General features: G+C 59.6%; 15 protein-coding genes, 1 pseudogene and 1 riboswitch. Of the genes and pseudogenes, 5 read left to right on the top strand and 11 right to left on the bottom strand.

All coding sequences use genetic code 11. The features are described from left to right. Positions 1-307 precede the first annotated feature (307 nt). The gene (locus CKO36_RS15210) at positions 308-3,235 is read left to right on the top strand and encodes a transporter substrate-binding domain-containing protein (protein ID WP_242469651.1); all 2,928 of its coding nucleotides are present in this window, start codon (positions 308-310) and stop codon (positions 3,233-3,235) included. 506 nt (positions 3,236-3,741) lie between these two features. Then, complete coding sequence (locus tag CKO36_RS15205) at positions 3,742-4,152, top strand: hypothetical protein (RefSeq protein WP_200285277.1); 411 nt, start codon at positions 3,742-3,744, stop codon at positions 4,150-4,152. 495 nt (positions 4,153-4,647) lie between these two features. Here CKO36_RS15205 and CKO36_RS15200 read toward each other — a convergent pair whose 3' ends face one another. The 7 genes from CKO36_RS15200 to cbiM form a co-directional block, all read right to left on the bottom strand. Continuing rightward, entirely contained in the window at positions 4,648-5,274 is a 627-nt protein-coding gene (locus CKO36_RS15200; protein ID WP_200285275.1) for an arylesterase, read from the bottom strand. Positions 5,275-5,396: 122 nt separating this feature from the next. Further along, a complete protein-coding gene (gene cobI, locus CKO36_RS19885; protein ID WP_242469649.1) occupies positions 5,397-7,439 on the bottom strand; it encodes a precorrin-2 C(20)-methyltransferase in 2,043 nt (680 codons plus the stop codon). Beyond that, positions 7,429-8,316 carry a sirohydrochlorin chelatase gene (locus CKO36_RS15180; protein ID WP_200285273.1) on the bottom strand — a complete coding sequence of 296 codons (888 nt, stop codon included), beginning with the start codon at positions 8,314-8,316 and terminating at the stop codon, positions 7,429-7,431. Before CKO36_RS15180 ends, cobI begins: the two co-directional genes overlap by 11 nt. After that, complete coding sequence (locus CKO36_RS15175) at positions 8,313-8,990, bottom strand: energy-coupling factor ABC transporter ATP-binding protein (protein ID WP_242469648.1); 678 nt, start codon at positions 8,988-8,990, stop codon at positions 8,313-8,315. The genes CKO36_RS15180 and CKO36_RS15175 overlap by 4 nt, the downstream gene beginning before the upstream one ends. Then, positions 8,983-9,786: a cobalt ECF transporter T component CbiQ gene (gene cbiQ, locus CKO36_RS15170; protein ID WP_200285269.1), complete on the bottom strand. Its 804-nt coding sequence runs from the start codon at positions 9,784-9,786 to the stop codon at positions 8,983-8,985. Before cbiQ ends, CKO36_RS15175 begins: the two co-directional genes overlap by 8 nt. A 28-nt stretch (positions 9,787-9,814) precedes the next feature. Further along, a complete protein-coding gene (locus CKO36_RS15165; RefSeq protein WP_200285267.1) occupies positions 9,815-10,390 on the bottom strand; it encodes a hypothetical protein in 576 nt (191 codons plus the stop codon). Continuing rightward, a complete protein-coding gene (gene cbiM / locus CKO36_RS15160; RefSeq protein ID WP_200285265.1) occupies positions 10,387-11,037 on the bottom strand; it encodes a cobalt transporter CbiM in 651 nt (216 codons plus the stop codon). The genes CKO36_RS15165 and cbiM overlap by 4 nt, the downstream gene beginning before the upstream one ends. Positions 11,038-11,078: 41 nt before the next feature. After that, positions 11,079-11,324, bottom strand: a riboswitch (cobalamin riboswitch). A gap of 112 nt (positions 11,325-11,436) precedes the next feature. On the opposite strand from cbiM, the gene CKO36_RS15155 reads away from it, so the two are divergent. The 3 genes and pseudogenes from CKO36_RS15155 (at position 11,437) to CKO36_RS19875 (ending at position 15,098) form a co-directional block, all read left to right on the top strand. Continuing rightward, positions 11,437-12,939: a cobyric acid synthase gene (locus CKO36_RS15155; protein WP_242469647.1), complete on the top strand. Its 1,503-nt coding sequence runs from the start codon at positions 11,437-11,439 to the stop codon at positions 12,937-12,939. Next, a pseudogene (gene cobJ, locus CKO36_RS19880) lies at positions 12,936-13,664 on the top strand (precorrin-3B C(17)-methyltransferase); the annotation flags it as partial. The gene CKO36_RS15155 and the pseudogene cobJ, both read left to right, overlap by 4 nt. Positions 13,665-13,742: 78 nt before the next feature. Continuing rightward, the gene (locus tag CKO36_RS19875) at positions 13,743-15,098 is read left to right on the top strand and encodes a cobyrinic acid a,c-diamide synthase CobB (RefSeq protein WP_242469650.1); all 1,356 of its coding nucleotides are present in this window, start codon (positions 13,743-13,745) and stop codon (positions 15,096-15,098) included. Between the two features lie 74 nt (positions 15,099-15,172). Here CKO36_RS19875 and CKO36_RS15145 read toward each other — a convergent pair whose 3' ends face one another. The 4 genes from CKO36_RS15145 to CKO36_RS15130 all read right to left on the bottom strand — a co-directional run bounded on the left by CKO36_RS15145 (position 15,173) and on the right by CKO36_RS15130 (position 19,875). Then, positions 15,173-15,589, bottom strand: coding sequence for a response regulator (locus tag CKO36_RS15145; RefSeq protein ID WP_200285261.1), 417 nt, complete (start codon positions 15,587-15,589; stop codon positions 15,173-15,175). Further along, positions 15,586-17,898: a sensor histidine kinase gene (locus CKO36_RS15140; RefSeq protein ID WP_200285259.1), complete on the bottom strand. Its 2,313-nt coding sequence runs from the start codon at positions 17,896-17,898 to the stop codon at positions 15,586-15,588. Before CKO36_RS15140 ends, CKO36_RS15145 begins: the two co-directional genes overlap by 4 nt. Continuing rightward, positions 17,895-19,025 (bottom strand): TMAO reductase system periplasmic protein TorT, encoded by a 1,131-nt coding sequence (torT, locus tag CKO36_RS15135; RefSeq protein WP_200285250.1) that lies wholly within the window; start codon positions 19,023-19,025, stop codon positions 17,895-17,897. Before torT ends, CKO36_RS15140 begins: the two co-directional genes overlap by 4 nt. A gap of 403 nt (positions 19,026-19,428) precedes the next feature. Beyond that, the gene (locus CKO36_RS15130) at positions 19,429-19,875 is read right to left on the bottom strand and encodes a response regulator (protein ID WP_242469646.1); all 447 of its coding nucleotides are present in this window, start codon (positions 19,873-19,875) and stop codon (positions 19,429-19,431) included. Positions 19,876-20,036: the final 161 nt, after the last annotated feature.

The following is a 20,036-nucleotide window of genomic DNA, read 5'->3' as shown; positions in this document are numbered from 1 at the left end:
ACAGCTTCTGAGTATTATGCAATGTTGCCGCGTGTGAAGCGAATCACTTCGAGGAGCCCGGTGCGGTAGTTCCGCACGCCGGGATCTGTACGGGGGCGGCCGGGTAACTGGCCGTCCTACCGTGATGGCCTCGCAACAAAGGCATGAAAATGAGAATTAATTACACATTAGCAGTTTGCCTTCTCTGTATGACTATAAGCATTCCGATATTTGCTTCAGGGGAAGGTGACACAAATGTTTATCCTGCGAAAAATTATCCTCAATCCATCGATATGGATAAACGAATTTAAGGAATTTTTGTGCTTTGATGATTCGCATCTTTAAAATAATTCTGGCTCTCTCCTTGATAGGTATTGCCGTCACTGTTCATGCAACGGAAAACCAAAAGGCGCTGACGCCTGAGGAAAAAGCGTACATTCAGGAAAAAAAGCAGATAACCATTGGTGTTATTGATAACGAGCTCCCCTATTCATTTTACTCCCAGGGAAGAATTAACGGGTTCTCCATTGACCTGCTTCATCTTTTGGAACAAAAGTCAGGACTGAAATTTAACTATGTTCTAGGCAGCTGGTCCAATGTTTTTTCGTCTTTTAAAAAAGGGGAACTGGATGTCATCGATCAGATCTCCTTTACCGAGGACCGTAGCAAATGGATGCTCTTCACCCCGGCTTATCACATTAAAAAGCTTGTCCTGTTCATGCGGACCGGGGAAATCCCCTCCCCCTTTTCGGGGTTGAAAAGCCTTAAGGGGAAAAGGGTCGGTATCATAAAAGATATTTATTACGCCGATGCCATCCGCTTGAAAGATTTGGTCGAAGTTCACGAGTATGATGATTATATCTCACTTATGAAGGCCCTTTCCTTTGGCTGGATAGATGCGGTGGTGTCCAGCGAATTAACCGGACATTTCATTGCCCGGGACAATAACCTCACCGGGTTGGGAGTGGCCGGGCCCTTTAAGATAGAAGGGGTCACAGAGGAGGACTACCGGCTGGGCGTATCACAAAAGGAACCCCGGCTCCATTCGATTCTGGCCAAATTGTTGAAAACGCTTCCAAAGGAAACACTTACAGCTCTGACCCGCAAGTGGAGCCAATATCCCTATCTAAACAAAGATGATTCCAAGCTTTTTTTGACCGATGGGGAAAAGGCTTTTATTCGAGATCACCCGATTGTCTCCATGGGGATGCTGGCAGATTTTTCTCCCTTCAGCTTTACCAGCCAGGGCCGCCAGGTGGGCTATACCGCGTCCCTTCTGGATATCATTTCCGAAAAGACCGGAATGAAATTTTCCTATGTTGTGGATGACTGGTCCAAGGTGCTTTATCTTTTTAAAACCGGCCAGTTGGAAGCTACTGCCAACATTTCCTATACCAAAGACCGGACAAAATTTACCCGGTATACGGAGGCCTATCACGCCATTCCAACAGTGGTTTTTGTGAGAAACGAGTTTAGAGACTACAAAGATGTCAACAGCTTGAGAGGCCTTTCTGTGGGCATTACCACAGATGTCTTTTATAAAGAGGCACTATCCACAGTTGTCGGCCCCCATTTGCGTGAATATGACAATCACTCCGCCATGATGAAGGCCTTATCCTTTGGGGATCTGGACGCTGTGGTCTCTCCGCTTAATACCGGAAACCACTACATCCGAAAGTTTGGGCTGGTTAATCTGGTGGTTGCCGGAGAGCTTAACTTTGAAGGGGTGCCGCCTGAAGATCTACGTTTCGGTGTCCGGCCGGACCTGGCCCCTCTGGACAGCATTCTTAATAAGGCCTTAAAATCCCTGTCCGCCGCAGACTGGCAGATGCTTGAAACCACCTGGCTTTCTCCCAGAACCGGGAGCTTTTCAGATTACATGCTCAGGTTTTCGAAAAAAGAGCTGGCCTATCTGAAAAAAAAGAAAAAGCTGGTTCTTTGCGTGCTCTCCGACCGGCTGCCCTTTGGAAAGGTCGGCAACGACGGCCGTTACACAGGGATCGGTGCTGATTTGATGGCACTTTTGGGCAAGAAGCTGCCCATCGCCATAATTGTAGAGAAGTGCGACTCTTGGGCGGACTTGTTCCGGTTGATCAGGCAGAAGAAGTGCGATTTTTGTATGGACGTCATGAAAACAGATGAAACGCAGCAGTTCATGGATTTTACAAGCCCCTATCTTACCGTCCCCAATGTTATCGCCACCTCTGTTAATGCGCCCTTCATTGACGACATTAGGAAATTCTTGGATCGTCCCATGGGGGTCATCAGGGCATCACCTACTTATGAAAGACTTAAATCCGCCTATCCCCGCATGTCCCTTGTGGCGGTGGACAACGATCCGGAAGGTATCGCAAAGCTACAGAGAGGAGAGTTGTTTGGCTTTATCGAAACCATGACCAGTATCGGTTATCATTTGCGGCAGGAAAAAATCGTGGATGTCAAGATTGCAGGTAAAATGCCCATGGACTGGCAGCCCTGTATCGGCACCCGGAGTGACGAGCCTCTGTTGGGGGCAATTTTTCAAAAACTTATTATGTCCTTGTCTGACCAGGAAAAGTCCCGGATTCTGGATCAATGGCTCAGCGTAAAGGTGGAGCAAAAATTTGACTATTCTCCCTTCTGGAAGATCCTGGGAGTACTTTCCGTCATGGTGCTCATTTCCTTGTTCTGGATACAGAAAGTACGCAAACTCAACCAAAAGCTGGTCGAGGCAAACAATGCCTTAGAGGAGTTGAGCAGTACTGACGGGTTGACCGGTCTTTTTAACCGGCGGACATTTGACGAGCAATTCCGGCGGATGTTTGACATATGCAAGCGCAGCGCCATCCACTTTTCGGTTGTCATCCTCGACATTGACCATTTCAAGAGCATCAACGACACCTATGGCCATCCTGCCGGAGATAAATGCCTAAAACGATTTGGCAGAATCCTTATGGAGCGGTTCCAGCGGCGTTCAGATATCGTGTGCCGGATCGGCGGTGAGGAGTTCGCCATTATATGCATGGGCAAGGACGCCCTAAAGATCGCCGCCTATACTGATGATCTGCGCGGATATATGCAAGACAGCCATATCACCCATGGTGACCGGAAGATTAACTTCACCATTAGTGCGGGAATTTATTTTAATATTCCCCGGGAAGACACCATTGCTGAGCAATGCTTGAACATGGCGGACCAGGCCCTTTATAAGGCCAAGAACAACGGGCGGAACCGGGTGGTGGTTTCTGAGGTCACGGCATCTGCAAACATTGCTTAAAAATACCGGGAGGTATTCATGGCCGCATTTGTCACACCGGACCCTGGCAAACCCCATATGGAGATCGCCGCAGTCCAAGTATTTAAAATTACGGTCATGACGTATGTCCACCAGAAGCCCAAGCGGGAATCCGAATCTACAGCACGCATTTATGGAAAAACAGTTGCTCCATAGCAACCTACAAGAATGCCATGAACATAGAAAAGATTACGGTTGCTATCTGTTTGACGATTTTATATTTAACTTAATATCGCTATACGATTACTCTGGCAGTTATCTTTATTTGGCATTTATTGATAATAATGAACATAAAAAGATGTGGAGTAGCTTAGCAAAAGCATTCCTGATTACGTAAAAAGCTCAGCCAAATGGAGGTGGGGGACTGATTTTATTTTTCTTTTAAAAGCGGGAGACAGATTAATTTTCACAAACAACGTGAAAAAAAATCAGTCCCCTCAGGCTATTCAAGAAAAATCAATCTGTCTCCCGGAAAGTGGCTGAGTTTCATGGGTAATCATAAAAGCATTTGGGAGCAAAAAAAACATTTTTCATACTGTATCCTTGGAAAGAAAATATTTGAGCATAATAAAGAACTGGCTGGCAAACTAATCGATTCTCGGGCAGGGATAATTCATCACAAACTGAGAACAGGTGTAAATAAGAGAAGAATGACTATTTCCAATATCGAGGATGGAATCGGACAAGCAAAATGTGAAATAATGTATTCAATACCTGACGATCTTGTAAAACGGCTTGTGTTAGGAAAATGCGTGAGAAAGGATCTTGGTGTTGATTTGCAATTTGGCTCGATAGAGATAGGGAAAAAATCCATTTTTGCATTTGAATATTTATCTAAAGTTGCACTAACCACATGCACAGAAAACAGTATCGAATTCGACAATAACACAGCAAAATAACACAACATAAATGGCTAACAAAGCCAATCAACACGGACTCGCTACGCTCGCCGGTTATTGCAACGTTCAAATCGACAACCCACTGATAAATAGACGGGAAAAGGGGGCAGATTTATTTAAAAACGCCTAACGGGCACGACGCGCGGATCGGCTTACCGCAACGCTAGCCGTGCATCGTGACTGTCCCCGTCGCGACTTCCGGCGCCAGCTTCCGCAACCCGATTGCCTCGATTCCTGGTGCCTTGGGGTAGCGCTCGGTACCGGCATAGACCACAAAGGCGCGATCCGGCTTGAGATCATCCAGGGCGATGTAAAAACCCTTGTCGGTTTTGGGTACGAGGCTTTATCTTGATCTCAATGGCCCAGGTGCCGCGCCGCCCGCCGAACAGTTGTTAGCTTTGGGCCTGAGCTGAGTCAGCCAGTTCATCCGGCACCACCCACCAACCCAGGCCGAGGGTTTCCTGCAAAAGCACGCACCAATTCTGACGACGCCAATCAGCCCAGCGACAGTGCGCCGGCTTGCCGCAGCAGACGTTCGATCGCCTCGGCGAGTTGGCGATACCCTTGGGCGTTGGGGTGGATCTGATCGGACTTCAGCGTCTTGTCGGCAAGGATCTCCGCAATCGCCTTGGCCTGCAGTGGCACTTCGAGCTCTTGGGCCAGTTCGTCATAGAGCGGATGGGTGCGCACCAGCAAGCCCGGACGCGGGATGCCCAACAGAACCACTTCGCTGCCCTGCTCGCGTGCGAGTGCGATCATCTGGCTCAGATGGGCTTTGGTCTGATCCGTGTCGCGTTTGCGCAGAAAATCATTGCCACCATGGCCGAGAATGACCAGATCGGGCTGCCAGGTGGCGAGCAGATCCGGCAAGCGTGCCAAGCCGGCATCGCTTTCCTCACCAGAGATGCCGGCGTTGATCACTCGCCGGTCGATCAAGGTCGCCAGTCCCGCCGGGTAACTCTGTTCTTTGTTGGCACCCACGCCTTCGGTCAAGCTGTCGCCAAAGGCGAGGATGACCGCGTCCGCTGGCAATGGACTCAGAGCTGGTTGATCGCTGCAGGCGGCAAGAACCAGCAGCAAGATAGCGCTCAGCAGCGTGCGATAGAGAATTCTGTTACGCATGATACAAGCTGATCGGGGCTAGCTGCCGCACGGACCCAATTAACCGAGTAATCGGAATAACGTGCCGCAAGTGAATGACGCGTAATGTGTCGAAATTGACTGATGTTGAAATTGACTGATTGTTATGGGGAGCCTGATGCGGCATTTCGCGCGCGTGCGACAGCCACGGTGGCATGCTTGCCATCGGCGCCGCGATGGGTCTGCTTTTCGATCAGCAAATCCTTCAGCTCGGCGCCAGCGGCACGCAGCGCGGCGGCCTCGGCCACCGCTGGCGTGCCGAGCACGCGACGGACGGTCTCGGAGGGATTGGCCACCGGGATCTTGGCCAACTCGGCCGGCGGGTAGAAATGCAGCGGCCAGCCGCGCGCCGCAGCCAGGGCCTGGATGGCGGGTTCGTCCTGTTTCTGGGTGACGCTGGCCAGCATTTGCACCTGGGGTGCATCCAGTTGCGCCAGCGCGGCATCGACACAGTGCGCGACGGTCTCAAGCGCGGCGCCCCGGTCGCAGCCGACGCCGAGGGTGACAGCCATTGCCTGCTCGGCGACCGGCGGTGCGTCCGTGTCACGGGGTGGTCGGTATAGCACCAGGCGCTCGCCGAGACGCCGTTGCAGGTCGGCATCAATGCGTCGGTGGGTGACCCACAGTACCGCGCAGGCGGTGTCGAGTCCCTGCGCGGCGGCGGCTTCAAAACTGGGCAAACAGTGGATATTGGCTGGAGGTGCTCCACGCGCGGCATCAACTCCAGTCCACCACTCGCGCCCGCAGGCTTCCTCGATCAGCAGCACCGGCCGCCCATCGACCACGCAACTCGCAGCCCGGCGCAGCGCCGCCGCGCTGGCCTCGATCTGCCAGCCAAGCTCGCGCCCAAGCAGATCGACAGCAATGGTGCCCTGCACATCGCTCGCTGTGGTTAGCACCAGTTGCGCGTGCAGGCGCTCGGCAAGCTGGCGGGCTAGGGCATTGGCCCCGCCGAGGTGGCCGCCGAGCAGCGGAATCACAAAGCGACTGGCCTCGTCGATGACCACCACCGCCGGATCACAGCGCTTGTCGCGCAGATGGGGTGCAAGCAGACGAATGATCAGGCCAGCGGCGCCGATAAAAATCAGCTGGCGCGGATGGTCCTCTGGAGCGGCTCCCGTAAACCAGGCAGGCAGCGCGGCGGCGAGCCCATCGCCATGGGTGGTCAGTTCGATGCGCTTGGCCTTCCCAGTCACCGGGGGTGCCAAGGCCGCAGTGGCTACCGGGCGCAGACGCTCGGGCAGGAGCAGGCGCACCGGTGCTCCGTCTTCGGCGCTCAGCCTTTGCCCAAGGCTCGCAGCCAGGCGCGCGCCCGGCTCAGTCAAGGTCGCGATCAGCGTCTCGGCCTGGCTGATCCAGGGGCGTTCTTCCCGAGGTTGGCTCGGAATCACAGGCCGGATTAGTACTAAGGACAGATAGGCCACCCGTTCCCCGCGCAAGCGGGTCAGGTCGGTGACAATGCGTTCATTGGGCGTGCCAACCCGATCAACGAAAACCGCGCTCGCGAGCAACTTGCGCGTCGCCAGGGCCTCAATGAGCGCATCCAGCACCGGACGCACTTTGAGCAGCACCAGGGTTTCGGCACGAGCCAGCCAGGCATCCAGATCCCGCAGCGCGCGTGGTGCCGCGCAGATGGCGATGGACTCTTCGCCCTCGGCCAGTGCAATGCCGCTTGCGGCCGCAGCCGCAGTGAAGGACGGCACCCCAGCGATGGTCTCGATGGGGATGCGCGGCTCGAGCGCTCGCACCGCACGGGCCAGATGTCCAAAGGTGGAATGGGTGGAACCATCGCCCTCGACCAAGAACACCAGATCGCGCCCACCGCGCAGCCGCTTGACGACCTCAGTCGCCGCCTGCGCCCAAGCCGCCGCCAGTGTGGCCGGGTCGCGGGTCATCGGAAAATGCAGCGCCAGGCTGTTCGCCGGCGGTTCCAGCCCGGCGCGCTGGGCGATACCCAGTGCGTGACTCGGCTGATACGTGGCACTGGCTCCGCTCAGGGGCCAAGCCCAGCAAGCGCCCATGGTGAGCGCCTGCCAGGCGGCACGGGTGATCAATCCGGGATCGCCGGGGCCGAGCGAGGCACCGATCAGACGGCCAAAGCGCGTTCGCTCCGGCGTGGGACTGGTTGGTGCGGCATCAGACGGCATTGAGGCCGCCTTTATGGTGGTGATCTTCGTCGTGCGTATGTCCCTCGGTGGCCAATGCCAGTGCGCAGCCGTCGCAAGGTTGCAGACCCGAGCCGTCGCGACACTGCTGTAAACGCAGGTCCAGCAGATCCAGCAATTGCTCGTGGTCGTTGATGTAATCGGCCTGATGGATTACGCGGGTTGGATACTGACGCCCGAGCCGCGCGACCTGCTCGCGAATGCGTTTGATCAGGCGGCCGGTGAACAGATAATACGGTAGCACGATGATCTGGCTGCAAGCGAGCGCATCCAACCGCTGCACCACTTGCTCCAGGCGCGGAAAGCAGCAGTCGGTGAACGCTGGCATGATCAGCTCATGCTGGGTGGTCTCGAACAACCAATGCGCCATCTTGGCCACCTCGCCCGTGGCCTCCCGATCCGAGGCACCGCGCGCGAGCAACACCACGCCAGTGGTGCGCGGGTCGGGCATGTGCAGTGCCGCCATGGCCGCATGCAGTCGGTGGCGCAGCGCTTTGAGCAATTGCTCGGTGGTGCCCAGATGCCAGCCATAGCGGAATTCGACACCGGGATGGCGTTCGCGCGCGGCGGCGATGGCGTGCGGGATATCGCCTTTCACATGGCTCGCGGCATTGAGAATCAGCGGCAGCACCAGCACCCGGCCGCCACCTTCTCGTGCATCAGGGGCGTCCAGGCTGGCAACGGCGCGTTCCAGTCCCTCCTCAAGCAGCACCGGAGCATGCTCGATCCAGCACACCTGGATCTCAGTGTCTGGATGGCGTTCGCGCCAACGCGCGGTGCAGTGCTGGACTTCCCGATTGCCCTCAAACCCCGGATCACGGGCGCCGTGGGCGGCGAGCAGGACAACTTCGTCGGTCATGGATGTTGGGTCTCCTGTGGTGGAGGCGCGATCAGGCGCCCGTCGTGTAAATGACAGCCTGTGGTGGCGAGATGCTCACGAAAGGCGCGATCATGGGACACCAGCAGCATGGCCTGCGGCAACGCCTTGAGCAGGCACAGCAGGCGCTCGCCGGTGGTTTCATCCAGGCCGTTACTTGGCTCATCAAGCAACAACACCTCGGGTTCCATGCACAGCACGGCGGCCAGACTGACCAGGCGTTTTTCACCACCGGAGAGTTGATAAGTGATCCGCTCGCGCAGGTGCAGCAGCCCGAGTTGTTCCAGGGTGCGATCCACCACCGCCAGCGCCTGCGCGCGCGACCGACCCAGGCACAGCGGGCCGAAGGCGCAGTCCTCCAGTACCGTGGGGCAAAACAGCTGATTGTCCGGATCCTGAAACACCAGCCCGGCGCGGTGGCGCACCTCGATAAACTCCGCCTCGACCCGCCGGGGGGCGCCAAAGGCCTCAATCTGCCCGGCGTTTGGGCGCAGCAGGCCGAGCAGCAACCACAGCAGGGTGCTCTTGCCGGCACCATTAGCACCGGTGACTGCCAGGCGCTGACCGGGCGCGAGGTCGAGATCAACCCCGCGCAGCACCGGCGCGCGTCCGGGATAGGCAAACCACAGATCACGCACCCTGAAGAGCTCAGCCAAGATGCCACTCCAGCCACAGCAGGCCGCTGAAAACCAACACGCCCAGCGTCGCCACAAGAGCATCGGTGCTGCCAAAGCGCAAGGACTCCACCACCGGAAAATGGCCGGTAAAGCCGCGACACTGCATGGCGCACAGCACCCGCTCGGAGCGATCCAGGCTGCGCACCAGCAGGGTGCCGAGCGCATAGCCGAGACTGCGGATGCTGTGTCTGTTGGTACCGGCGACAAAACCGCGGGCGCGCATCGCAACCCGCAGGCGGCTGAATTCGTCATGAATCAGGTTGATATAGCGCAGCGTGAATTGCAGTAACTGCACCAGCGCCATCGGCAGGTGCAGCCGATGCAGGGCATGACCCAGGTGCACCGGATCCAAATCACCCAGCAGTGCCAGCAGCATCAGCAGGATGGCGTTGGCAGTGAGGGCGATGTCAACCGCCAGCCATAAACCTTCGACACTGGCCGTGCCCCATGCGCCTTCGGTGCCCAGTTGCAACAGCGGTGTACCGGGGGTGGTGAAGGGCAGCGTCAGCAGCATGATGAGCATCAAGCCGTCCATGGCCGCCAGGGGGCGCAGAATGCGGCGCAACGGCTGTCGAGCCACCAGAATCAGCAGCAGCGCCAGCGCCAGCGCGGCGCCCAGGGCGGCGGGTTGTTCCAGCACAATGACTACGGCTGCAAAGGCGCAGACTGCCAGCAGGCGGGTGCGCGGATCCAACCTGCGCAGCGGCGACCCGACCGCTGGATGGCGGTCGGGCACGCCGGGCAGGGGGGCGCCGGCCTGGGTGCGATGTCCCATCGCCTCGGCTGTTAATTGCTCCGCAGCCTCAGCGGCGGCGGGCGTAAACGAAAAACAGCAGGCCGAAAATGCCGGCGATATAGCCTAGGCCGCCCAGGATGTCGTGCAACCGCTGGCTGTTGCGCAGCCGGGTCAACTCGCGGCGCAGTGGGCGTATCTCGCGCTGCACGGCGGTGGCAATCAGCGCCTGGAGCGCCTCCGGTGTCAGTGCAGACGGTGGTGCGGCCGCACTGGGTGCGGCTTCAGCCGAGACCGAAGCCGGTGCTGTGATCGGCGGCAATTCATCGACAGCCAGTGTTGTCTCGGCGAGATGCCCGGCACCCAGATTGGCGCGAAAAGTGTGCGGTACGGCCTGGCGGGGGCGAAAGCGAAACAGCCCTTCGTCATCGACGGCGACGGTACCAAACCGCTCGCCATCCGGCCCTAAAATGTCCACTTCAGTCCCCGGCGCGGCCATTTCGCCGCTGGAGAAGCCCACTTCGCCCTCGATCTCCTCACCCAGCGCCCAGGCAGACATCACCACCTTGTGCGCCAATGCCGGGGGCGCCAGCCACATCAACAGCAGCGCCACCAGGGCGCCAAACGAGAGAGACCGAGCGCTCATGAGGCCACCTGCGGCGCCTGAGTCGCGACCTCAGACGACGGCGCTGCGGTCATTCCGAGCACCTCGGGGCGGGCGCGCCGGATCAGGGTCACGGCTGCGGCGCACGCAAAGCCTTCGATCACCATCACTGGCACATGGCTGAGCAGCACCAGTTGCGCAGCGGGGATGAAGGCCTCGCCGGAGAGCGCTAATTCCGCCGCCACCATCAGGGCGGTCAGTGCAATTGCCAGCGCCCCGGCGCTTGCGGCCCAAAGCGCGGCCAGGGACGCCTGCGGCCCTGCCACCCCGCGCCGACACAGATAATAGACCGCTACCGCCGGCAACGCGATATTGAGGGTGTTGACCCCCAGCACCGTCAGGCCGCCGAAGCCGAACAGCAGCGCCTGCAACATCAGACCGATGAACAGCGCCGGAAAGGCCACCCAGCCGAGCACCAGACCCGCCAGGCCGTTCATGATCAAATGCAGACTTGAGGGGCCTATGGGCACATGCACCAGGGAGGCGACAAAAAACACCGCACTCAGAAGACCTGCGGCGGGAATGCGCGCCAAATCCAGCGCGCGCGTGCCCACCACCAGGCCGGAGATGGCCAGCGTGGTGCCGCCAAGCAACACGGGTAGAGAGAGGGCACCATCGACGATGTGCATAGACAAACAGCTCCTCGGGATCGCCCGTCCCGGTTTCATGCGGTTGAAATTCAGCTGTGGCAGGTCTCCTGACTTGCGCGTCAGTGGCTGGCGATCCGCCTTCCCGGCACCCGTGCAGCGGGTCGCCAGTGGCAAAGAGTGATCGCGCCTCGGCGCTTACAGTTGCGGGGACAGTTACGGACTCGATGGACGGCGATACAACGCGCGGCACATCCCACCGTATTCCCTTTTCACCCCCTGTCCTGTCAGTGAACAGAACAGTGGGAACCACAGAGGCACAGCATAGCATCCCGCCTGTCGGGTTGTCAGGGACAGGTTCGCATCAGCAACGCATGCCACTGGCCATGACTGCACAGCACCTCAATCGTGGCCTGACCTCAACATGCTAGGATGACCACCATGATGTCCAGCCTCTCTGCCTCACCCCAACCCGCCCGCACCCTGATGATTCAGGGCACCACCTCAGATGCCGGCAAGAGCGTGCTGGTCACCGGGCTGTGTCGGGTTTTGCGCCGGCGCGGGGTGCGGGTGGCGCCCTTCAAGCCGCAAAACATGGCGCTCAACAGCGCGGTGACCGCCGAGGGCGGTGAGATCGGTCGCGCCCAGGCGGTGCAGGCGCAGGCGTGCGGGCTGGCGCCGAGTGTGGACATGAATCCGGTGCTGCTCAAGCCCAATACCGACCGGGGCGCTCAGGTGATTGTCCAGGGGCGCGCCATCGGCAACATGGACGCGATGGCCTATCAGGATTACAAGGCCGTCGCGCGCGAGGCGGTGCTGGCCGCTCATGCGCGCCTGTGCGCTCAGTATGAGCTGATTCTGGTGGAGGGCGCCGGCAGCCCGGCTGAAATCAATCTGCGCGACCAGGATATTGCCAATATGGGCTTTGCCGAGGCGGTCGACTGCCCGGTACTGCTGGTAGCCGACATCGATCGGGGTGGGGTCTTTGCGCAACTGGTCGGCACTCTGGATCTACTGGCGCCCAGCGAACAGGCACGGCTGCGTGGCTTTGTCATCAACCGCTTTCGCGGCGCCCGCGCCCTGTTGGAACCGGGGCTGGACTGGCTGCATGCGCGCACCCAGCGGCCGGTGCTGGGCGTGCTGCCGTATCTAAACAACTGGCAACTTGATGCCGAGGACGCGGTCGCCACCGAACAGGCGCCCAAGCCCCAGGCGACGCTCCGGGTGGTGGTGCCGCAGTTGGCGCGCATCAGCAATCACACCGATTGTGATCCGCTACGCCTGCATCCCCAGGTGGACTTGTGCTATGTACCGGCGGATCGCCCGCCACCGCCCTGCGACCTGATTCTGCTACCCGGCTCCAAGTCGGTGCGCGGTGACATGGTCTGTCTGCAACAGGCGGGCTGGGATGGAGCACTGCGCCGCCATCTGCGCTACGGTGGTCGGCTGATGGGCCTGTGCGGCGGCTATCAGATGCTGGGGCGTGCGGTGCATGATCCCGCTGGCCTGGAGGGCGATCCGGGCAGTCACCCTGGCTTCGGTTTGCTGGATGTGGAAACCACCTTGCAGCCCGAGAAGCAATTGCGCCGGGTGCAGGGGCGCCTCACTCTGGCCGGGGCCGCAGTGCGTGGTTATGAGATTCACGCTGGCGTCACCAGCGGCCCGGCGACGGCCCGGCCGCTGGTCATGCTGGGCGAGGTAGATAGGGAGCGCAACGACGGTGCCCGCTCCGAGGATGATCAGGTGCTCGGTACCTATGTGCATGGCCTGTTCGATACCCCGGAAGCCTGTGCCACGCTGCTGCGCTGGGCCGGCCTTGACGCACCCGTTGCCAGCGACCAGGACGCGAAACGTGAGGTCGCTATCGAGCGCTTGGCCGATGCCATTGAGGCCAGCCTGGATGTTGACCAGATCGAGCGCATTGCGCAGGGAGACGCACCATGACCAGTGGTTGTATCCATCTCATCGGCATCGGCCCCGGCGATCCGCGCCAGATGACCCTGGCGGCGCGCGAGGCACTGGCCGGGGTCGAGACGGTGATCGGCTACCGTCCCTATCTGGAACTGATCGCGGAACTGATCCAGGCGCAAGACTGCCTCGCTTCAGGCATGACCGAAGAGCTGGCACGCTGTCGCACCGCGCTGGAGCTGGCGCGCCAGGGGCGGCGGGTGGCGCTGATCTCCTCGGGCGATGTCGGTCTGTTTGGCATGGCCGGGCCGTTGTTTGAGCTGCTGTTTGCCGAGGGCTGGCAACCCGGCGATGCTCCCGAGGTGCGGGTGTTTCCGGGCATCACCGCTGCGAGCGCCTGTGCGGCACGTCTGGGCGCGCCGCTCAATCAGGATTTTTGCGTCATCTCGCTGTCCGATCAGCTGACGCCGTGGTCCACCATCGCTGCGCGTGTCGAAGCCGCCGCACAGGCGGATTTGCTCATCGCGCTCTATAACCCACGCAGCCGCCGCCGCCAGGAGCAGCTACTGTGGGCGCGCGACATCCTGTTGCGCCATCGACCCGCTGACACCCCCGTCGCCATTGTCACGGCTGCCTATCGCGATGGCGAGCAGGTCGTGCTGCGCACCCTGGCCGATGTCGCCGAGGCCGAGATCGGCATGCTTAGCACCCTGATCATAGGCAATCGCAGCACCCAGCGGCGCGATGGCTGTCTGTTTACTCCACGCGGTTATAGGCGCAAATACCATCTCACCGATGGCCGGGTGCGCGATGGCGAGACGCCGGGGAGAACGCTGCGCATGTCGGAGCAAGAGGCCCAGGCGCGCGCGGCGGCAGCCGGTTCGCACCGCTGCCCGGCGCTCTTTTTAGCGGCAACGTCCTCAGGGCAGGGCAAGACTACCCTGGCTGCGGCGCTCGCCCGCTATCATCGCCGCGCCGGGCGGCGGGTGCGGGTGTTTAAGATTGGGCCGGATTTTCTCGATCCGATGATTCTGGCGCGTGCCGCAGGTGCCGAGGTCGAGCCGTTGGATTTGTGGATGGTTGGCGAGGCCGCCTGCCAGTGCGCACTGCACAGGGCGGCAGCGGAAGCGGATCTGATTCTGGTCGAGGGGGCCATGGGGCTGTTCGATGGTGATCCCTCGGGGGCTGATCTGGCCGAGCGCTTCGGGTTGCCAGTGGCGGTGCTGATTGACGCGCGCGGCATGGGACAGACCTTCGGCGCCTTGGCGCTGGGGTTGGTGCACTATCGGCCTAGTTTGCGGATTGCCGGGGTAATCGCCAACCGGGTCGGCAGCGTGCGCCACACCGAGATGCTGCGCGCTGGATTGCCCGCCGAGGTGCCCTGGCTGGGCGCTATCCCGCGGTTTGATGAGGCTGCGTTGCCCAGTCGCCACCTGGGGCTGGTGCAGGCCGAGGAGATCGCTGATCTGGAGCAGCGCCTGGACGCAGCCGCTGCGCGCCTGGCCGACATCCCGCTGGCTGAATTGCCGGCCGCAGTCGAGTTCCCCGCGCCGCCGCCGGAGCCGCCGCCGGAGCCGCTGCCGGCGCCATCTTTGGCCGGACGACGCATCGCCGTGGCACGGGATGCGGCTTTTTCCTTCCTCTACGCCGCCAATCTGCGGCTGCTGGAGGCGCTGGGCGCGGAGCTGATATTTTTTTCGCCGCTGCAGGATTCGGCGGTCGAGGCCGATGCCATCTACCTGCCCGGCGGTTATCCAGAATTGCATCTGCCGACCCTGGCCGCCAACCAGGCCATGCACCAGGCCCTGCGTGCCCATGTCGCCGCTGATCGACCGCTCTATGCCGAGTGCGGTGGCATGCTCTATTTATTGGAAAGCCTCACCGACAAGCACGGACAGAGCGCTCGCCTAGTCGGTCTGCTGCCCGGTCACGGGTGCTTGCAGCCGCGTCTGGCTGGCTTGGGCATGCAGCGCCTGGTTACGCCAGCTGGCACCTTGCACGGGCATAGTTTTCATCACTCAACCATGGACACCCCGCTGATTCCCAGCACCTATAGCATTCGCCAGCGCGACGGTGGCCAGGGCGAGCCGGTGTATCGCCAGGGCACGCTGACGGCGAGCTATCTGCACCTGTATTTCCCCTCGGCGCCGCAGGCGGCGGCTACGCTATTTTTGAATGCAGTGCAGGCAACATGATGGTCTGTCGATCCGTCGAGGTTGGTTGACCCAAGCGGCTATTGAGTCACCAGCTTTCTGAAATCTGGAGGGGCTTAAAGCGTGGGTTTTTCGTGCTGAAAGTCGTTCAAGCCAGACCGGATGGAGGCGATCAACGTCTGCGCATCCCAGGGCTTGGCGAGGAACTCGTGCAGATTGGCCTGCTCACGCGAACGCAGGATGGCGGCCTCGTCGGCCTGGCCGGACAGCATGATTTTGATCACATGCGGGAAACGTCGGTGCGCCTCGATCAGGAAGTCATCGCCTTTCATGCCTGGCATCAACCAATCGGAAATAATCACCAGCGGAATGTAGCCATCGCCAGAGAGGTCATCAAGGATTTCCAGTCCTTCCTCGGCGCTCTCGGCGACCTCGATCATGTGCTGATCATCGAAGGCCCGCCTGAGCTGATCGCGTAACGCGGTCAGAACCATCATTTCATCATCGACACAGAGCAGAATGCTGCGTTTCATGTTTTAGTCTCCAGATAGGGCAGAGAAACCCTGAAGGTGGTGCCAACGCCGGGCGTGCTGTCAAGATCGATGCGCCCCTGGTGCCTGGCGACGATCCTGGCGACGATGTCGAGTCCGAGTCCGGTGCCCTCGCCCGCGCGCTTGGTGGTGAAGAAGGGCTCGAAGATGCGCTCGCGCACCTCGGGGGTGATGCCACTGCCAGTGTCTGTCACTGTTACCTGCACGGCGCCATCCTCCAGTGCCAACGTAATGGTTAGGGTGCCACAATAGTCCATGGCTTGCAGGGCATTTTGGATTAGATTGGTCCACACCTGGCAGAGCTCGTCCGGATAGGCCAACAGCGGTGGCGCTTCGGCGTAGTGGCGTACCAGCTCGACGTTTTGCTTGATCTGGTTATGATACAAGGTCAGCACTGTCTCAATGTTCTCGCGCACATCCGTCTCGCTGCGCTCGCCGCTTGCGCCATGATGCGCGAAGGACTTCAGCGCCTGCACGATCTTACCCGCGCGCTCGACGGCGTGATTGATATTGGCGGCGTTCACAATGACAGTGGCGAGGCTGTAGGCGGTCTCCAGAATAAAGTCGGCGCGTGGATGGCGCATCAGCGGCAGGAAACGCGCAGGCGCTTCCAGCACCCCGAGCTGAACCAGCATGTCCGCCACCTTGCGGGCGCGAGGGACTTCAGCTTGCTCCAGCGCCTTGGTGTGGGCGCGGCAGTATTGCCGCGCTTCGCGGCTGCTGAGCATGCGTTGGCCGCCCTGTGCCTGCTCAAGTAGCTCAAGGAACAGGGCTTGTTCATCCGCCGTTAACAGGACATAGAGCTCGGGCAGACCGACCAGCGCTTGCCCAAGGGCATGGGTGATATTACTGCCGCTCGATTGGATCACACCCAGCGGGGTGTTGATTTCATGGGCAATGCCGGCAATCAGATGACCGAGCGCCGCCATCTTCTCGGCGTGGATCAGCTGCGTTTGCATCTCCTGGAGTTTCACCAGCGCCTGCTCGGCGCGTTCGGTGGCTTCGCACAGGCGATGTTCCACCTCCTTGATGTGGCTGATGTCCATGTGAGTGCCGGCCAGACGTTGCGGCCGACCCTCCGCGTCCCAGGCCACGGTCTTGCCGCGCGCCAGAATCCAGACATAATCGCCAGATTTGGCGCGCATGCGAAACTGCGCCTCATAATCGGGAGTTTTCCCGGCCAGGTAGTCCTCGATTCGTTGCTGTGTGGGGATGGTGTCGTCTGGATGTGTGAGCGCCTTCCAGCCGGAGAAGCTGGTATCCAGCTCCTCCGGTTGATAGCCCAGCATGCGTGCCCAGCGCGCATCAATGAAATTGTGGTTGCTGTCGATGTGCCAGTTAAAGGTGCCCATCCGCCCGCTATCGAGACTCAGCTCCAGCTTTTCGTTGATCTCGCTCAGGGCGTGGGTGCGTTGCTTGACCTTAAGTTCCAGGTTTTCATTGAGTGAACTGATGGAACGGTGCAGGGTGGCGCTGACCTCGATATTGCGATTGAGTGAGCGGGCCATGTCGCCGAATTCATCCCGGCTGGCCAGTTCGATCGGCGCGATGTGGTCCTGACGCTGGTGCAGAAACGCGAAAAAGCTGTCGAGCCCGTGGTGCAGGGTACGTAGCGGCTGGAGTATGAAGCGAAACACCAGTGCGAATACCGCGCTGGTCAGCAAGAGCGCGGCAAGCGCGAACCCGCCAATCTGCAAGGGAAGGCGCGACGACATCGCTGACTGGATGTCTTCCTTGATTTGCTCGATGCCGTCGAGCGAAGCACGTTCCATCGCCGCGATCTCATCAAGTAAGTGCGCATTGTTGTAGTAGATGGAAATATAGCCGTAGTCTACCTCGCGATCCTCGAAGCGGTCGGTCATGCGATGGCGCAGCTCGCGCAAAGGTGCAAGCCCCGGTGGTAACTCGGAGCCGACCACAGGCTGGCCCTCCTTGCGATAGGCGGCGACAAAGGTCTGGTCGGTGGTCGCATCGAACACATGCACTGCTTCGACACCCTGGAGCGCAAGCAGCTCCCGTATCGGCTGCTCGATGCCGGCATAGTTCATGTTGGAGACAAACTCGACCGCCACCTGGGCCGCCATGCGCGCCACAAAGGCCAAGTAGCCGCGCTCGGTGGCCAGGCGCTGATCGCGCTGCTGCCCAAGTTGTTCGAGGATAACCGCATCGGCTTTCTGCTCGAAAGCATTGATCACGGTCTGCTCGGTGCGTACCGACAGGGTATAGAGCGCGGCAAAGCCGAGCACGAAGATTGCTGTAATGGGCAGCAGCAGTTTGTAGGCGAGTTTCATGGTGCCGACGGCGCTGCAGCGCTGTTGTTGGCATCGGCCCCGGCGTTCTCTTCCCGGACCGCACGAGAGTCGAGCACCGGCTTGAATCCGCGTGTGCCAAACAGCTGTTCGAAGGGAAAATCGCCGATGGTGTCTGCCGTGATCACTGGAATTCGCGGTCCGGCGCGAAACGCGAAATCGACGCCCGGACGCTGTCCGTCTAAACACTTAACTATCATATCGAGTGCAATCCGTCCCTGATCAATATTCATGTCAGCTGCGGCGGCGGCGACCTTCCCGTCCGCGATGTGATTGTACACCTGTGGGATCAGATAGGTTGACAACACGCGGGTGTTCGCCGCCACCGCGCCCAGTTGCGCCAGTGCCTCAGGCGCCACCAGGGCCATCACCGCGTTACCGACCAGATAATCGATCTTAGGATAGAAATGAAAGGCGCGCCGGATCAGGCTGCGCTGCGTCTTTGCGTTGGTATCGCCCCACAACGGTGGCAGCAGGGTGATGGTGCTGACATCCGCAAGCGCATCGGTGAAGCCTTGCAGACTTTCTGGTGCCCAGCCGGTGTCTTTGGGGCCCGGCAGGAAGGCGACAGTCTGCTCGCCGTCATGTCCAGCAATCTGCTGGCGCAGGTAGTCACCCAGCTTGAAGCCCATGTCGTAGAACGAGACCAGCGACTTGGCGGCGATGTCCGGTGCCTGAATATCGTTGATGACCGCAACCACCGGAATTCCGGCTGCCCTGGTCTCCGCCAATTGCGCATCAAGCTTGTCATAGGAAACGCCAGCCAGAATGATTCCATCCACAGGCTGCTCGCGCAACTGGCTCAGTTGCTGAATCTGACCGGCCAGATTGGAGTAGCCACCGGCGACCAGCACCTGAAAATCCACCCCACTGGCTGCTGCCCGCTGGGCGATGCCAAAATTGACCGCGACCCAGTATGGATCCTTGAGATGTGGAAATAGCACGCCAATCCGGTAGGGGCGCTTGGCCTGCGCGGTAAAAGACCAGCGCTCAGGGAATGGCCCCCGCAGTGAGGTCGCTGGATGCCCCGCCTGCTTGGTGGCCGTGTCATAGTCGCCGTAATAGGCGCCAACGCTCAGTGCCTGGGCTGATCCGCTCAGGATTAGCATCAGCGCGGCAAATGCGCCTGCGACGCTGGAGGATGCCTTCAACCCCACAAGGAATCACTCCCTATGGCGGTAGGACAGGCTGGTGTTGAAGCGGCGGTGGTTCACAGACCAAAGTGACGATTGAAGATTAGGTCAAAATTCAGGTTTGCTGGAATTGGCTAACCAGTTCAGGTCCAGAGCCCATAGCCAGCAATCAAATCTAAAGAATTCTATGACACAACGCAAGTTTTGGAGTGGCTGTGGTTGTGGAAAATCCGCAGCCAACCAGCTTCCGGGGCTTGAAGCGCAGGGTGGACAAATTACCGTACGGAGTCAGCGCGGGCAGGGCGCGATCTTTGCTTTTCTGTTGCCAATGCCCCGAACATGAACGCAGACAGCTGATCATCAAGGCACTGAGGCTTCCTTACTGAGCAGCAGCCTGTTTGACTGCGCGATCCAGGATTTCCCGCAGGGCTTGCGCGTCGATGGGTTTGGATAGCACATCGTTCATGCCGGCGGCAAGAAATGCATCCCGGTCGCCCTTGAGTGTGTGCGTGGTCAGGGCAATGATGGGGATGGAGGCATCCAGGATGTCCTCGGGATTAGTGCGAATATGGCGCGTGGCTTCGACGCCGTCCATTTCCGGCATCTGCACATCCATCAGAATCAGATCGTAGTGTTGACCAGAGAGCGCCTCTACCGCCTGGCGACCGTTCATGGCGGTGCAGACGCGGTGGCCGAGTTTTTTCAGCATCATGGTCAGCAATTTGGCGTTGATCAGCGTCAGCAGTCCGGTGGAGGATTGCATGGCCAGATCGATGTATTCGGCCAATTCCGGTTCCAGATCCATGCTCTGCATGAGCTGGAGCATGCCTTGCACTGCTCCAAATTTTGTACTCAAATGTACGCATTCGGTCATTCGCTCTCCGTTGATAGCACCATGACTGGCGAGCAACTGGAGTCCTGGTTGAGCAGTCCCAACCGATGGCGCTCAGTCCGTTCCAGCAAGATCGTTTTTACCTTTCGGTACGG

The sequence above is a fragment of the Rhabdochromatium marinum genome (assembly GCF_016583795.1).
Taxonomy (GTDB): Bacteria; Pseudomonadota; Gammaproteobacteria; order Chromatiales; family Chromatiaceae; genus Rhabdochromatium; species Rhabdochromatium marinum.
This window is presented reverse-complemented; position numbering and strand designations above follow the sequence as displayed.

Bases quoted from the DNA above. Each gene is read 5' to 3' on its own strand.
- CKO36_RS15210 (WP_242469651.1), top strand. From the start codon at position 308: ATGATTCGCATCTTTAAAATAATTCTGGCTCTCTCCTTGATAGGTATT.
- CKO36_RS15205 (WP_200285277.1), top strand. From the start codon at position 3,742: ATGGGTAATCATAAAAGCATTTGGGAGCAAAAAAAACATTTTTCATAC.
- CKO36_RS15200 (WP_200285275.1), bottom strand. From the start codon at position 5,274: ATGCGTAACAGAATTCTCTATCGCACGCTGCTGAGCGCTATCTTGCTG.
- cobI (WP_242469649.1), bottom strand. From the start codon at position 7,439: ATGCCGTCTGATGCCGCACCAACCAGTCCCACGCCGGAGCGAACGCGC.
- CKO36_RS15180 (WP_200285273.1), bottom strand. From the start codon at position 8,316: ATGACCGACGAAGTTGTCCTGCTCGCCGCCCACGGCGCCCGTGATCCG.
- cbiQ (WP_200285269.1), bottom strand. From the start codon at position 9,786: ATGGGACATCGCACCCAGGCCGGCGCCCCCCTGCCCGGCGTGCCCGAC.
- CKO36_RS15165 (WP_200285267.1), bottom strand. From the start codon at position 10,390: ATGAGCGCTCGGTCTCTCTCGTTTGGCGCCCTGGTGGCGCTGCTGTTG.
- cbiM (WP_200285265.1), bottom strand. From the start codon at position 11,037: ATGCACATCGTCGATGGTGCCCTCTCTCTACCCGTGTTGCTTGGCGGC.
- CKO36_RS15155 (WP_242469647.1), top strand. From the start codon at position 11,437: ATGATGTCCAGCCTCTCTGCCTCACCCCAACCCGCCCGCACCCTGATG.
- CKO36_RS19875 (WP_242469650.1), top strand. From the start codon at position 13,743: ATGTCGGAGCAAGAGGCCCAGGCGCGCGCGGCGGCAGCCGGTTCGCAC.
- CKO36_RS15145 (WP_200285261.1), bottom strand. From the start codon at position 15,589: ATGAAACGCAGCATTCTGCTCTGTGTCGATGATGAAATGATGGTTCTG.
- CKO36_RS15140 (WP_200285259.1), bottom strand. From the start codon at position 17,898: ATGAAACTCGCCTACAAACTGCTGCTGCCCATTACAGCAATCTTCGTG.
- torT (WP_200285250.1), bottom strand. From the start codon at position 19,025: ATGCTAATCCTGAGCGGATCAGCCCAGGCACTGAGCGTTGGCGCCTAT.
- CKO36_RS15130 (WP_242469646.1), bottom strand. From the start codon at position 19,875: ATGCTCCAGCTCATGCAGAGCATGGATCTGGAACCGGAATTGGCCGAA.